This window comes from Paenibacillus sp. FSL R5-0908, assembly GCF_038006245.1.
Classification (GTDB): domain Bacteria; phylum Bacillota; class Bacilli; order Paenibacillales; family Paenibacillaceae; genus Paenibacillus_AQ; species Paenibacillus_AQ odorifer.
The window spans coordinates 6,221,433-6,236,291 of the sequence record NZ_JBBOUV010000001.1 but is presented as its reverse complement, the minus strand read 5'-3'; the positions used below and the strand labels follow the sequence as shown (position 1 = coordinate 6,236,291).

General features: G+C 44.3%; 13 protein-coding genes and 1 riboswitch. Of the genes, 11 read left to right on the top strand and 2 right to left on the bottom strand.

Translation table 11 applies throughout. The features are described 5' to 3' along the window. Positions 1 to 90: 90 nt before the first annotated feature. Positions 91 to 438, bottom strand: a complete 348-nt coding sequence (locus tag MKZ09_RS28265; protein ID WP_036685586.1) for a DNA primase — start codon at positions 436 to 438, stop codon at positions 91 to 93. A gap of 133 nt (positions 439 to 571) precedes the next feature. Further along, a complete protein-coding gene (locus tag MKZ09_RS28260) occupies positions 572 to 1,759 on the bottom strand; it encodes an MFS transporter (protein WP_076134260.1) in 1,188 nt (395 codons plus the stop codon). Between the two features lie 269 nt (positions 1,760 to 2,028). Here MKZ09_RS28260 and MKZ09_RS28255 point away from each other — a divergent pair, with 269 nt between their 5' ends. From MKZ09_RS28255 to MKZ09_RS28205, 11 genes are all read left to right on the top strand, one after another. Continuing rightward, positions 2,029 to 2,466, top strand: coding sequence for a hypothetical protein (locus MKZ09_RS28255; protein WP_036685280.1), 438 nt, complete (start codon positions 2,029 to 2,031; stop codon positions 2,464 to 2,466). A gap of 63 nt (positions 2,467 to 2,529) precedes the next feature. Continuing rightward, entirely contained in the window at positions 2,530 to 3,675 is a 1,146-nt protein-coding gene (locus MKZ09_RS28250; RefSeq protein ID WP_076134181.1) for a transglutaminase domain-containing protein, read from the top strand. A gap of 170 nt (positions 3,676 to 3,845) precedes the next feature. After that, positions 3,846 to 5,924, top strand: coding sequence for a peptidoglycan D,D-transpeptidase FtsI family protein (locus MKZ09_RS28245; RefSeq protein ID WP_076206400.1), 2,079 nt, complete (start codon positions 3,846 to 3,848; stop codon positions 5,922 to 5,924). Between the two features lie 31 nt (positions 5,925 to 5,955). After that, the gene (locus MKZ09_RS28240) at positions 5,956 to 8,061 is read left to right on the top strand and encodes a peptidoglycan D,D-transpeptidase FtsI family protein (protein ID WP_076206397.1); all 2,106 of its coding nucleotides are present in this window, start codon (positions 5,956 to 5,958) and stop codon (positions 8,059 to 8,061) included. Positions 8,062 to 8,137: 76 nt separating this feature from the next. Further along, complete coding sequence (locus tag MKZ09_RS28235; protein WP_036685270.1) at positions 8,138 to 8,905, top strand: Cof-type HAD-IIB family hydrolase; 768 nt, start codon at positions 8,138 to 8,140, stop codon at positions 8,903 to 8,905. A 58-nt stretch (positions 8,906 to 8,963) separates the two neighbouring features. After that, positions 8,964 to 9,449, top strand: coding sequence for a DUF456 domain-containing protein (locus MKZ09_RS28230; protein WP_038573189.1), 486 nt, complete (start codon positions 8,964 to 8,966; stop codon positions 9,447 to 9,449). Between the two features lie 26 nt (positions 9,450 to 9,475). After that, positions 9,476 to 11,101, top strand: coding sequence for a putative polysaccharide biosynthesis protein (locus MKZ09_RS28225; RefSeq protein ID WP_076206394.1), 1,626 nt, complete (start codon positions 9,476 to 9,478; stop codon positions 11,099 to 11,101). A 78-nt stretch (positions 11,102 to 11,179) separates the two neighbouring features. Next, the gene (locus MKZ09_RS28220) at positions 11,180 to 11,524 is read left to right on the top strand and encodes a thioredoxin family protein (RefSeq protein WP_036685265.1); all 345 of its coding nucleotides are present in this window, start codon (positions 11,180 to 11,182) and stop codon (positions 11,522 to 11,524) included. Between the two features lie 93 nt (positions 11,525 to 11,617). Continuing rightward, positions 11,618 to 12,610 (top strand): COX15/CtaA family protein, encoded by a 993-nt coding sequence (locus MKZ09_RS28215; RefSeq protein ID WP_445323459.1) that lies wholly within the window; start codon positions 11,618 to 11,620, stop codon positions 12,608 to 12,610. Between the two features lie 155 nt (positions 12,611 to 12,765). Beyond that, on the top strand, positions 12,766 to 13,500 hold the full coding sequence (locus tag MKZ09_RS28210) for a Cthe_2314 family HEPN domain-containing protein (protein WP_036685261.1): 735 nt from the start codon (positions 12,766 to 12,768) through the stop codon (positions 13,498 to 13,500). Positions 13,501 to 13,602: 102 nt separating this feature from the next. Further along, a riboswitch (SAM riboswitch) is annotated at positions 13,603 to 13,738 on the top strand. A gap of 102 nt (positions 13,739 to 13,840) precedes the next feature. Continuing rightward, positions 13,841 to 14,857 carry a methionine ABC transporter ATP-binding protein gene (locus MKZ09_RS28205; RefSeq protein WP_076206389.1) on the top strand — a complete coding sequence of 339 codons (1,017 nt, stop codon included), beginning with the start codon at positions 13,841 to 13,843 and terminating at the stop codon, positions 14,855 to 14,857. Positions 14,858 to 14,859 lie beyond the last annotated feature (2 nt).

Below are 14,859 nucleotides of genomic sequence, written 5' to 3'. Positions count from 1 at the left end.
ACCGCATAACAGAAACGCCTTTTTCGAATCCCATTTATGAAGGGGATAACGAAAAAGGCGTTTTTAATTTCTTAGGTAATATATCGCGAATCAAAAAGGAATGGGTTCAGGGTAAATGATGAACTCTTCCAGACCCGCTTTTTCAAGCTGATTAATATTGTATTCATCTGGAGTGCCTTCCACTCCGGCATAACCTCGGCGCGTATAGATGTGACCAGCATCGGGAAAGGCATCGCGGAGAATCCCGCGTATTTTTTTGCCTGAACTGTCGTTATCCATATAAAGATATACTTCTCCATCTCCTACTTTTTGTCGCAGGGACTCGAGTTTGAGCGTATTTAATGTACCAAAGGTACAGAGGATTTCGACTTCCGGTACCAGCACGCGTCGTAATCTGCTGCGATCGTTTTTGCCTTCGACAATAATCGTAATGGACATTTGCTGACAATCACCTCCGGAAATGAAGCCTGAACTTACAGACTCATTATAGTTTACCGAAGGAGGAGCAGTCTTAACAACTGTTTCTACAGGAAAATCTTCATTCCCCGGGAAATGTCGTAAAAACAATAAATCATGCGGCCCGCCCATTCCATTTGGAAGAGTAGGAGGACAGCTTGGTTGAATTTTTTGGCGGAAGCAGTAATAGTGCAACCATCAGCAATAGAAAGGCAATGAAATAAGGCGAAACAACGGCTCTTAATTGTCCTGCGGCCACAGGCCCTGCGAATGCGCCTAGTGACATGGCTATCGACTGCATGGAGAAGGTGCGTCCCATACGTCCTGGTCCACCTAGACTAATAAAGAGCGATGCCATTGCAGGAAATAATATTCCTTTGGCTGCACCCAGCATAAAGAGAATAACGGAAGCGGGAATGCTGTGAAGTGAGGCGAGCGCAAAAAAACAAAGGGCCATTCCTAACAAGGCCACGGCTATTCTTCCTCCTGGGGAAAAGCGGTTCAGGAAGAATAAACTGAGTGTTACCAAAGCTCCTAAGCTAAGGAGCGATAAAAGAATGCCTGTGGAAACAATGCTATTACTTCCGGTCTGAGATAGAGGAAGCTCAAAGAATAGAACCCCTTGTGAACAAGAAACGAAAAAAGGCAGCAGATAATAACGTTTGGAAACTGGATTGGCATCGGATATAGGGAGCGAAGGAAGATCCTGTTTTTTTAAAGGAGGTGCTGCAGAGTTTACAGGGCGTACTAAACGCCGGGCAGGCGCCGGTACACTGAAAAAAGCCATGATGCCTGTAGCGATAAGCAGCCATCCCAATGTGGTGAAGGTGCCGGAATAGCCAGCTTTAGCTACGATAAAGGCCCCCGCTGCTGGGGATACCACTGAAGCTAAGGTATGAACGATACCATGTCCGGACATATATTTCCCCTGCTCAGTAGCATCAGATGATAATGAAGCCAGCAAGGTCATGCACGCCGGAGAGAGAAAGGCGAGCGCGAACCCGCTTGCTGCTCGTAGCATCAGCAAATGCCACGGAAGCTGAGCGTGAGCCTGCAGCAATAGAATGGCTCCCGCACTAACAAGGCTAAAGACGATGTAGCGGCGGCTGCCATTACGATCGACGAGTACGCCTGCGAGCAAATTGCCAGGAAGATGGGTCAACGAATACATGCCCATCATCCAGCCAATAAAGGCGGGTCCCGCACCAAGAGAGATGGCAAAGGGCGTTAGAATAGGATACTGTGCATGTAAATCAAAAAACGCCAGAAAAAGAAACAGGTACAGCCACAGCGCAGTTTTCACAGGAAACACCTCCGAGAGCCACCTACAATAAAGGTTAATGCAGGAAGGCGTATTATAAGAAGATCAAATTTAAGCAACTACTTGTACTTTACGTGGGACAGAGAGGGCTTATACCGCATTTTTAATTCCTATAAGCAGGTATACCTTTCTCTGGCTGTGGAACCATGAATTATGATGGGCATTCATGTATAATAATTAATATTGGCGTCATGTCTGTGGAGGAGATAATCCTTAGGACGAAACTAGGTGATAGGGGTGTTGTGAGGTTGATGGATCCAGAGGTGTGGTCACAGTTTATTAGAGAGAATTGGTTAGTTATTGTTATTGCGCTTGTTCTGTTGTTCGCGGTTGTTAATTTGGTCAAAACGATGTTGAAATGGGCGATTGTCATTATTATCGTTGTAGGTCTATTCATCTATAGTGGTGTGACAATGGACCAAATTGGTAACGCTGTGAATAAGGTGGCAGATGGAACGGTAAGTACGCTGAAGAAGGAAGCACAAGAGGTTATGCTTAAAGAGGCGCAGGATGCGAAGTACACTTCAAATGGTGACGGAACATTTACGATCACAACTCCGAATATTGAAGTGAAAGGTACGACTGGCGAAGATAAGGTAGAGGTTACTTTCCGCGGAGTTAGTCTTGGGAAGTGGAGTATTACTGATACCACACAAACATTTATCGAGGAAGCTCGGAAACATCAATAAACGGCCTCAGTTTAAATCATTATCAAAAACAAGCAAGCGGGCGACTGAAAGGGGAGATTGGATATGATAAACGGTTGGTTGACTAGTCTGAGTGATGCAAATATCATCTCCATCGCCCTCCTGCTGGTAGTAGTCTTTTCACTATTGCAAGGCTGGAGCAGAGGGTTCTCAAGTGCTACCGGAAGATTATTCGGTCTGTTGGGAACAGGACTGTTTACAATAGCTTCTTTGGTGCTGGCCATTCCTGCTGCGGCTTATCTCAACCCTCATGTTCAGACTTGGGCAGCAGGAATAAGTCTGCCTGATAAACAGCTGACCCAGTGGCAGCAAATTTATTATACGGCTGTGTCTGTGCTGGCGGAATCGCCGCTGGTGCGGTTTCTATTGTTGTTATTGCTCTCTTATATCTTAATTCGCATGCTTCTGGGATTGTTGTCTATGCTGCTCCCGTTCCACCAGCTACGGCGCACCAAGACATTTAAGGACAGAAAGATTACGCAAGTAAGCCGTATGGGTGGAGCTATCATAGGATTAATTATAGGCTTGACTCGTGGTTTAATTATTGTGCTCGCTCTTTTCATTTGTGTTGGCCTAAATCCAGAAAGTCAATTTAGCCGTTATGTGGAATCTTCTCCGATCTACAGTCAAAGCGCTGCCGCTGTATTTGAACCCTTTGTTGGGGAGACCGTGCAGAAAAAGCTGCCTATTCTGACGAAGACCGTTGCAGCTGAGATGAATGATATCCTGCGCAGAAAATATGAAGTTATCGATCATGATATCCCACAAGATATTGTGGGTGCGGCTGAAGATATTATTGGACAAGCGCAAGGAGACGAGAAGAAAGCCAGATTACTGTATGAATGGGTAGGAACAAGAGTAACTTATGATTACGCCAAAGCGGAAAATTATGAAAAGAATAGAATTTGGCATGAACAGACCCCACAGGATACCTTCGACACACGCATAGGGGTATGTATTGATTATGCCCGTCTTTACGCTGTAATGGCCCGCTCCCAAGGATTGCAGGTGCGCGTTGTAACGGGTCAAGGCTATGATGGTAGAGGCGGGTATGGCGCACATGCCTGGAATGAAGTTTATATAAGTGACCGGCAAGCTTGGATTCCACTGGATCCCACTTGGGCGAGTAGTGGAGATTGGTTTAATCCGAAGGATTTTGACGATACGCATATTAGGGAGAACGCACTCTGAGTGAGGGCGCCGCACTCCTTCCGTGTGGTACAATAAACTCATACCAACCGCTCTAACACAAATGCGAGTGCAATGCTCACAATCAGCTTCTTAGAAATCACCTTCATTATAAGAGCAATGTCGCTGGCTAAGGCAAATCAGACATTATTTTTATATAGAAGGGAAGAAAGCTGGTGAGCTTTGGGAAGCAGCTCCCGCCTGCGGACGGGAAATCTTCGAAATATTCTGTAGGTCTGAGATTGAATCTGTTTTTCTTTGGCACTTTTTTTATTTTTTGTATCATTATTGTGCGTCTTGCAGGTTTGCAGTTTACTGAGGGAGCTTTGCTGACAGAAGAAGAGATCAAACGGGATACGAAGTTTGTTCCGCTGGCAGCCATGCGAGGGATTATTTTTGCTGCCGGGGGTGAGCAGATAGCCTATTCTACACCTGTTGAGTCGCTCTATCTTACCCTAAATAAGGAATATACAGCTAAAACTACTGATAAAGTAACGGGTGAAACCTCACTAACGGAAAAAGCGAAAAATAAGTCCAATGACCTTGCAGCAAGATTAGTAGCGGAGTTTGAGAAATATGGAAGTGCAGATGCCCCTAAGTTAACGCAGCAGGACGTGCTGGATTTACTTGATCTGGACTTTAAAAAGTACCTAGGTTATGTACCGCGTCGTATAAAAGCAGGGCTAACTTCAGAAGAAATAGCTTATTTCATGGAACATAAGGATGAATATCCAGGTATTACCATTGTGGAAGAAAGTGTACGCCACTACGATAAAGATACGGTAGCTGTGCAGACGGTGGGTTTTGGCAAACCTTTTAAATCAACCGAAGACATAGCGATGTACAAAAATATTCGTAGTGCAATGAAAGACAATTCTTCACCGGGACTTATGTATAAAACGGAAGAATATGTGGGGTTTGATGGTCTGGAAATGCAGTATCAACGCGAACTGCGCGGAGAAAATGGTTATCAGGTCATTTCGGTCACTCCTCAAAATATGGCGGAGAAGGTAGAACAGACCGTTCCCCCTGTAAAAGGCAATAACATTTGGATGACTATTAATAAGAATGTTCAGATGAAGACTGAACAGGCCATATTAGATCAGATTAAATGGCTGCACACCAATGCTGTTCAAGGCGAAACTCATCCAGATGCTTTAACAGGTTATGCAGTAGCAATGGAAGTAGAGACTGGTAATATTGTCGCTATGGCGAGTATGCCGGATTACGATTCGAATGTATGGACAAAGGACTCGTTGCCTACATCCGTCTGGAATAAAATTATGAACAATCATCTGAATGGTACAATTACCTCGAATTCTTCCGGGAGATCGGGTCATGATTTTAGCTCTCTTGTATTCATGGGATCGACCATCAAACCGTTAAGTGTATTAATTGGTCTAAATGAAGGGTTTTTTAGCACCTCGAGCACCTATCCAGATGTGGGGATTACCTATTTCGGTAAGGATGATAAATCATCGGTTAGAAATTCATCAGGTCACGTCTATGGAAAACTGTATCCGGCTGATGCTATCAAGCAATCCTCTAACGTATTTATGGTGGATATGGTCGGAAAGCAACTTTATAAGAAGTACCTGGGAGATAAAGGCGTAGAGGTCTGGGACCAATATATGAAAAAGTTCGGACTGGGTGTGTCAACACAAAGTGGTCTTCCCGGTGAATCACCAGGTCAGATTAACTATACAGATTTCAAGGCTGCAGGGAGCTCGCAGGCCGCGCTCGTCTACGCATCTTTTGGCCAGCAAGGCAGTTATACTACATTACAGCTTGCCCAGTATGCTACTACACTTGCAAATGAAGGTGTGCGAATTAAACCACAGCTTATAAGTAAGATTACGGATGCGCAAGGTAAGGTGGTTAAGGAATTTAAAAAAGAAGTGCTTAATAAAGTAACCTTTGATAAATCGTTCTGGAGAGAAATCAAACAGGGAATGAGCAGTAAAGTTAGTGCTTTTGACGATTTTCCTTATGATTTTGCCCGTAAGACAGGAACCTCTGAAAAAACGGACAGAAAAAATATAAACCGTGATAACGGGGTTTTTATTGCCTTTGCTCCACGTGAGAATCCGAAGCTGGCTGTAGCGGTTGTGATTCCGGAGGGCGGCTTTGGCTCCAATAGTGCAGCTCCGGTTGCCCGTAAGATTTTTGATGCTTATGATTGGGAATATGGGCTGGATGGGGTTCCAAAGAAGAATATTCCACCTGTGGCAGATCCCGTTCAAGAACAATAAGCTTAAATTAGAGAAAAAGGAGAGACAAACTGTGAGTTTTTTCCGTAAGCAGGCCTCACCTCCTGACGAGACCAGCAGCAAAAGTTCCATCGGCCTGCGACTCAACGTGTTTTTCTTTAGCACGTTCGTTATATTTTGCGTAATCATCATCCGACTAGCTGTTCTGCAATTCGTGGAAGGTCCAACTTTAACTGAGGTAGAGACGAGTAGAGATACTAAAAATGTACCGTTAGCTTCCATGAGAGGGGTTATATACGCTGCAGGCGGTGAGAAGCTAGCTTATTCCACACCTGTTCAATCGCTGTATATCACACTCAATAAAGAGTATACGGCTAAGGAAACAGATAAAGTCACCGGTAAAACAACGCTGACTCCAGAGGCTAAGGCCAAGTCTGATGCCTTGGCAGCCAAGCTGGTAGCTGATTTCAATAAATATGGTGATCCAAATGCAGAGAAGATGACGGAGAAAGATGTAATTGATGCACTGGATTTATATTTTCGTAAATCACTTGGCTTTATGGCACGGCGAATTAAGGCTGACCTGACTACTGAAGAAGTAGCTTATTTCATGGAACATAAAGGAGAATATCCGGGGCTTGAGATTGTCGAGGAGAGCATTCGTCATTACGATAAAGATACGGTTGCTGTACAGACGATTGGTTATATCAAACCCTTCAAATCCGCGAACAGTCTTAATATTTATAAAAACATTCTAAGTGCTATGAAAAACAATCCGGAGCCAGGGCTAACGTATAAGGATGATGAATTTGTTGGATTCGATGGGCTGGAGCTGAAATATCAGCGTGAGCTTCGCGGGCAAAATGGATATCAGGAAATTTCCGTCAATCCACAGAATATGGCGGAGAAAATTGAGCGTGTCGTTCCGCCTGTCAAAGGAAATGACATCTGGACAACGATTAATAAGAATGTTCAGATGAAGACAGAACAGGCGATAACAGATCAGCTCAAATGGTTGCACTCTAATACCGTACAAGGCAGAACGCATCCGAATGCTTTAACGGGATATGCAGTAGCAATGGAAGTGGATACTGGTAATATTGTCGCTATGGCGAGTATGCCTGACTATGATACGAATGTTTGGACATCAGGTTCTTTGTCTTCAGATGTCTGGAACAGTATTATGGATAATTATCAGAACGGTACGATCACTCCTATTTCTTCGGGAACCTCAGGGAACGGACTAAGATCTGTACTGCTTCTAGGTTCAACGATTAAACCTTTAAGTGTACTCGTGGGTCTGAATGAAGGGTTGTTTTCAACTTCTTCTTATTATCAGGATAAAGGTTTTGCGACTTTTGGTAAGTCTGGGCATGAAACGAAGGTAAGAAACTCTTCTAACCACGTATATGGTTCTTTGGATCCTGCTAGAGCCATTGAGAAATCCTCGAATGCATTTATGGTCGATATGGTCGGTAAAAGATTGTATGACAAATATAAAAGCAAGGGGATAGACATCTGGGATGTCTATATGAAAGAGTTCGGCCTTGGTGTATCTACGGGAATTGACCTGCCTAATGAATTCTTGGGTCAAAGAAACTATACCAATATAGAAGCTGCTGGTAGTGCGCAGTCCGCACTGGTCTATGCCTCTTTCGGACAACAAGGAAGTTATACAGTAATGCAGCTTGCACAGTATGTTACTACACTTGCTAATGAAGGACAGCGGATTAAACCTCAACTGGTTAGCAAGATTACTGACGCAGATGGAAATATAATCAAAGAGTTTAAACGTGAGGTGCTTGATGAAGTAACAAACTTCGATAAGTCCTACTGGAATGAAATTAAGCAGGGGATGCGAAGTGAAGTTAGTGCTTTTTCTGATTTCCCTTATGACTTTGCACGTAAGACGGGAACCTCTCAGCAAGTAGCTAAGGGTGAAATTCGCGATAATGGGGTATTTATTGCATATGCTCCACGTAATAATCCTAAGTTGGCTGTGGCGGTTGTAATCCCTGAAGGTGGCTTTGGTTCACAAAGTGCGGCACCAGTCGCACGTAAAATATTTGATGCCTATGATTGGGAATATGGGCTTGATGGAGTTCCAAAGAAAAGTCTCCAGTCTGGCAATAATACTAATGATAATGCGAAGGAGGGAGAGACTACAGGTACCGAGTAACTCTGACCCTATGGCTAAGATTTAAAAAAATAAACAGCCTCTCAATAGAGAGCATACAAGAATGGAGGGGTGGCAAATGATTGCCAAATACCGCCTGCTTGCATTGGATATGGATGGAACCCTACTGAATGATGAACAGATAATTACACCCACAACGGTGGAATGGATTCAAAAGGCGGTCAACGCAGGCGTTCATGTCTGTCTCTCGACAGGCCGAGCATTTGTAAGTGCCTTACCCTATGCAGAGCAGCTAGGTTTAGAGACACCGATGATCACTGTGAACGGCAGTGAGGTGTGGAGAGCGCCACATGAAATATACCGGAGATCACTAATGGATCCCAAGCTGGTACAAGAAATGTATGATCTTGCAAAAGCAGATGACATCTGGTTCTGGGCTTATTCTCTGGACGAAGTTCTTAAACAGGATAACTGGGATGGGGATGTTACGGGTAGAGAATGGCTTAAGTTCGGTTATCACACTGAAGATGATGAGCTTCGTCATAAGCTGTTGCTTCGTCTTCAAGATATGGGTGGACTGGAGATTACGAACTCTTCTCCGCACAATCTGGAGATTAATCCTCTAGGCGTGAATAAGGCAGCAGGAATAAAGGAAGTCTGCAAGCTGCTGGGAATAGAAATGTCGCAAGTTGTAGCTGTGGGCGACAGCCTTAACGATCTGGCGGCGATCCAGCAGGCTGGGCTTGGCGTTGCCATGGGCAATGCGCAAAAGACGGTTAAACAAGAGGCTGATGTTGTGGTTGCGACCAATAATCAAGACGGGATTGCTGAGGTCATCCAAAAGTATATCTTTACCGAAGCTGCAGCCTCTGTAGGCAGCAAATAATAAAAGCAGTACTGCGAAGTGAATCCATGGAGCATTATGCTAGTAGGAGGTTAAGGAATTGACGATCCTGGGTTGGATTCTTATCATTGTTTTGTTTGCTGTAGGATTGGCAGGGGCTGTGTATCCTATACTGCCGGGTGCGTTAGCGATCTATCTTGCCTTTTTTGTATACGGCTGGTTCTTTTCTTTTGAGCCCTTTGGGGTTTGGTTCTGGATTATTCAAACACTGATCGTTGTAGTTCTGTTTGTTGCTGATTATGTTGTAGGAGCGTGGGGTGTCAAAAAATTTGGCGGCTCACGTTCATCGATTATCGGGAGCACGATCGGGCTGATCTTAGGACCTTTTGTTATTCCAGCTTTTGGTCTTATCATTGGACCATTTCTAGGGGCTTTTATTGGAGAATTGATTGTGGGATCTTCCCCGTCTAAAGCTGCTAAGGTAAGTGTTGGCTCCATACTCGGCTTATTTAGCAGTACCTTGGTCAAAATCGTATTGCAGGTAATTATGGTCGTCCTCTTTTTTATATGGGTCGCCCGGTTTTAATTTAACAGTGAAGAAGGGGAAAGAGTTTGTCCAAGAAAGAGTCTTTTGTTAAAGGCACGCTTATCCTTGCTGCTGCAGCTTTGGTGGCAAGGGTACTCGGGCTTGTCCAGCGGGTGCCGCTGGAGCATTTATTTAATGATGTTGGTAATGCTTCATTTACGCAGGCAAACACAGTTTATTTGATGTTATTACCGCTGGCTACAGCAGGGATTCCAAGTACATTAAGTAAAATGGTATCTGAGCGTTATGCACTGAATAGACCAAATGAAGCTCAACAGGTGTATCGGGCGGCATTAATGTTTGGTGTTGTAGTTGGCGTAATTATGAGCGCATTGTTATACATAGGTGCTCCTTATTATGCAGAATATGCAAAAGTTCCTGAAAGTACTTTGGCGATCCGGGCCATAGCTCCGGCACTCCTACTCTTCCCTTCTATAGCAATGATGCGTGGGTACTTTCAAGGGCGGAATAATATGATGGCTGGTGGCATCTCTCAAATTGTGGAGCAGATCGCGAGGGTATCTACAGCTGTTCTTCTGGCATTTGTATTGTTACAAAAAGGGTACGACAACACTTGGATGGCTGCTGGAGCATCATTCGGTAGTGTATTTGGTAGTGTTGGTGCTTTTGGTGTAATGCTCTATTACGCTATGAAATTACGGCGTAGTGAGGGGCAAACTGCGTTATACGAAACGAATGAAGCGAAGCTTCCTCTATTTGGAATTTATAAGGATATATTTAAATTATCCATTCCTATCGTTCTATCTTCAGTTACGGTTCCAGTAGTGAACTTTATTGATACATCTTTAATTGTACCGTTACTGAGTGGACAAGTTGGTGTAGCTGATGCCACACGTGCTTTGGGTATTTTCGGGAGTCGGGCACAGAGTGTCGCCGGGATTCCGCCGGTTCTTTCTATAGCACTGAGCACTTCACTAATACCAATTATTTCAGCTGCATATGCCCGTCGGGATGAGAAACATCTAAAAGGGCAAGTGACGTTAGCGCTTCGTATCTCTATTTTAACAGGAGCACCGATTGTTCTATCACTCGTAGTTGCTGCATATTCAGTTAATGGCCTCTTATTCAGTAGTTTAGATGGCAGTGGTATCGTAGCCATGCTTACTTTAGGAACGATCTTTCAGATTACGATGATGACAACGAACTCTATTTTGTTAGGTATGGGCAAATCGCGAATTTCCATGTATTATGTGTTAGCGGGTATTATTGTAAAATTAGTGGCAAGCTTATTACTTAGTAAGGTGTTTGGCATCTACGGAATCATCGGTGCAACAGCACTTTGTTTCGTGGTCATTACTTTGCTTAACTTACGTATGCTGAAATCGATTGTGCCTTTTGAAATTATGGGCAAACGTTGGGGCGGTTTCGCGATTGCGGTACTTGTGTCCGGCGGGATTGGTTATGGCTTGAATGAGGCTGGGATTCTGTTAACAGATCTGATGCCTGCACGTTTGGCGTTTCTGATCACTTGTCTTGTTGTAGGAGCCGCTGTTGTTGTTATTTATCTAGTACTGCTTATTGTGCTGGGCGTGCTGACTAAACAGGAAATCTCCAGTTATCCGCGGGCGCTGCAAAAATTATTGAATCCGCTGATGAAGTTACAGCCTGCACGTGTTCGTATGAGAGAATAGGTTTGACTTCTACCCTGCATTTTGCTTCACTTAAAGAGTAGAAAATAGACAGATATTGAAGAAGGGACTGAGTAAATCATGGACAAAATTAGTTCTCCTGCTGAATTTCAGGTAGCCATTCAATCACCTCGATTAACAGTGGCCATCTTCAAGGCTGACTGGTGCTCGGATTGCAAATTTATCGATCCTTTTATCCCAGAGGTAGAGCAGGCTTATGCAGACCGCCTTACACTGGTTGAGGTAGATGTTGATGCCGTGGGCGATGTTAGCCAAGAACAAAATATTATGGGTATTCCAAGCTTCGTCGCATATTCGGATGGACGGGAATTGGTTAGATTCGTTAATAAATTGCGCAAATCCCGTGAAGAGATTGAGAATTTCCTTGATAAAGCGGTCCAAGTGCATCAAAGCCTTCAAAAGTAATTCCTAAGGAACCACCGCTTTCGCCTGTTTGTGCAAAAGCGGTGGTTTTTTGAAATATAAGTCTGGCTGCTTCTTCATTACTAAAAACTGCGGGTGATATTTTTGACGACAAATCAGTTGAAATGGCTTAGTTATCTTACTTGCCTTATCATGTTCCTCGCTGTACTCGGAGGAGCGGTAGTGACGAAGACTGGATCGGGCTTGGAATGCGGAAATGAATGGCCGCTCTGTCATGGGAAATTAATTCCGGCTTATACTATAGGCTCGATGATTGAATACACCCATCGCTTGTTTAGCGGTTTGGCGGGGTTATTCTCACTTGCCTCGATGTTTGCTTTTTGGCGTTATGCCCGTACTCGGCGCGATTTGCTGGGATATGCATTTATGACTTTATTATTCGTCATCGTTCAAGGTGGTATGGGAGCGCTTGCAGTAATTAAATCCCAATCCGCCGCTGTAATGGCGCTGCATATGGGTTTTTCTTTGATCGCCTTTTCGAGCGCTATGATGTTGGCTCTTGGAACCAAGAGATGGCATGAAGCGCGCGAATATGATCATAAGCTGGAGGCTCAAAAGAAGCCTGTAAGTAAGGCTTTTCGCAATTTAACCTGTTTTACTGCCATCTATTCTTATATTGTCGTGTATATGGGAGCTTTTGTAAGTCATACGGATTCACAAGGCGGGTGTTCGGGTTGGCCGCTTTGTAATGGAGAATGGGTTCCAGAGCTTTCCGGAGGTGTGGGTGTTGTTTTTATGCATCGTATTGCGGCTTTGATCTTATTCATGCTTACGGCGCTGCTTGGGCATTTAGCATTTTGGAAACATAAGGATTATCCAGAGCTTAGAGCGCTAGGTGTAGCTGCAGTGCTGTTATGCTTGATGCAGGTATTTAGTGGGGCGGCTGTGGTTTACACCTTAGATAATGAAAGATTGTACATATTTGCCGCTTTGGCTCATATTTTGCTGATTGCCAGTTTGTTTGGTGTCTTATGTTATATGAGTGTAAGAGTCTGGCAGTTAAATCGCGCGAGTAGTGTCGTGTCTGGAAAAAATGTAACGAACCCAATGATTCCACCGCCTTGGTAGAACATTCCCTCCGTGGATAGAGGTGCTTCACCCGCGGAATAATAAAGTGGAAATCGGTATATCGTGGAGCTGATTGGCCGATGCTTACGTCGCGAGTTTTGTACGAAGCAGTCCATGGAAGCAGACGCTGAACAAAACTTTAGGAGGACTGGGATATGCTGCGGGTATTACTTGGAGAGCCGCCTCGAAAGAACAGTGGTGTGTTGGCTGATGCGATGGAGAATATGGCCACTTTTGCAGCATTGCTGCGCAAGGAAATGAGTGCCCATGAGGATAATGACCATGAATACCGCAAGCTGGAGATTTGGACACGTGGGCTGATTTCCTCTCTGGATGAACTGGAGCAAAGTTGGTTCGCGGCCGCTTTTTACCGGAAATTAGTGATTGCGGGTTATATGGATGATATGACACCGGTGGAACAGGGCGATTATGCACGTTATGTTTATTTTTATAAAGATGGCTTTATCCGGGTTTTCTCTCTCCTGGACAAGCTTGGGACGGTACTGAATCATTTTTATGATCTCAAAACATCCAAATTAAAAACGCACTTTTCTTACTTTACAGTGCTGCGTCAGCTTCAATTATTGAATGTGCATCCTGCATTAGCGGATCAACTGGAGCAGATTAAGAACTCCTACCGCGATCCATTGGAGAATTTACGCAAGCGCAGAAATGCTGAAATTCATTATATGAATTCCGAAATGCAAGATGATCTGTGGCAGCGGCACCAGGGTCTGCATGACAAAATTCAGCTCGAGGATCTGGATAGCCATCTTGAGGATTTAAAACAATCGCTCGAAATGAACTGTAAGACATTAATTGCGGCATTCAGCTACAGCAATGAACAGCTGCGTAAGGAAATAAGCAAGGCAAAGAGCATAAAATCGTAATCGTTCAATATATTTCCTTTTGACAAAAATCGATAAACTCACTATACTTATGCTTGCATTAAAGTATGTACGATTTCAGAAAAAATATAATTTCATAACTTTATCTTATCGAGAGCGGCGGAGGGATAGGCCCGATGAAGCCCGGCAACCGATTTGTATCCAGCGCGTGAAGCGTTGTACAAATGTCATGGTGCTAATTCCTACAATGGCGCAGGTTGCGGTCGTTGGCAGATGAGAAGGCATTGTCTTAATAAACCCACAGAGCCTCTTGCGATCTGCATCGATCGTTGGAGGTTTTTTTGTATAGAATAAGTGAAGTATAAAGGGGGGGCGACGAGAGTTGATTAATCTAAAAGGGATAACAAAGGTTTATGGAAAAGGGAGTAATGCGGCAACAGCACTTTCTGGATTAAATCTGTCCATCGAGAAAGGTGAAATATTCGGAGTCATCGGCCACTCTGGAGCCGGGAAAAGTACATTGATCCGTTGCATTAATCTGTTGGAACGTCCGACAGAAGGAGAGGTCTGGGTAGACGGTGTTGAGCTAACCAGTCTTAACCAAGGTCAGCTGCAGGAACAGCGGCGCAAGATTGGGATGATTTTTCAACATTTCAATTTGCTATCTTCGGCGACCGTATACGATAATATTGCCTTTCCACTGCGACTTGCAGGCACATCTAGAACAGCTATTGATACAAAAGTGAAAGATCTGCTCGCTCTAGTTGGGCTTGAAGAACATAAAGATAAGTATCCTTCTCAGTTATCTGGAGGACAAAAGCAGCGGGTCGGCATCGCCCGGGCGCTAGCCAGTGACCCCGATGTACTCCTGTGTGACGAGGCCACTTCTGCGCTTGATCCCCAGACAACGGACTCCATTCTTAAGCTGCTGCTCGATATTAATAAAAGATTCCATTTGACCATTGTGCTGATCACGCATGAAATGCATGTAATCCAGAGCATCTGCGACCGTGTCGCGGTCATTCATGGTGGTGGGATTGTTGAGCAAGGCAAAGTTACAGAGGTATTTCTCAAGCCGCAGCATGAGGTTACACGTGATTTCATCCGCAGTGAGACACAGAATGAAGGACCTCTTCGAGTGGCGCTTGATGCTGCTGCCGGGGATAACTCTAAAGCTGTCAAAATTACTTTTTTCGGAGAAAAAACATACGGTTCGGCACTATCCGATGTCGTGCGTGATACGGGTGTAAGCTTTGCAATCTTACATGGTACCATTTCAACGATTAAAGATGTGCCTTATGGACAGATGATTGTGCGGTTCGAAGGGCCAGCTGAGGCGATTGCTGTAACGATCTCCAGACTAATTGCTCAAGGCCTTGATGTGGAGGTGATTTCGTAATG

Coding starts and splice junctions, on each gene's coding strand:
- MKZ09_RS28250 (WP_076134181.1), top strand. CDS start 2,530: ATGATAAACGGTTGGTTGACTAGTCTGAGTGATGCAAATATCATCTCC.
- MKZ09_RS28265 (WP_036685586.1), bottom strand. CDS start 438: ATGTCCATTACGATTATTGTCGAAGGCAAAAACGATCGCAGCAGATTA.
- MKZ09_RS28235 (WP_036685270.1), top strand. CDS start 8,138: ATGATTGCCAAATACCGCCTGCTTGCATTGGATATGGATGGAACCCTA.
- MKZ09_RS28210 (WP_036685261.1), top strand. CDS start 12,766: ATGCTGCGGGTATTACTTGGAGAGCCGCCTCGAAAGAACAGTGGTGTG.
- MKZ09_RS28255 (WP_036685280.1), top strand. CDS start 2,029: ATGGATCCAGAGGTGTGGTCACAGTTTATTAGAGAGAATTGGTTAGTT.
- MKZ09_RS28220 (WP_036685265.1), top strand. CDS start 11,180: ATGGACAAAATTAGTTCTCCTGCTGAATTTCAGGTAGCCATTCAATCA.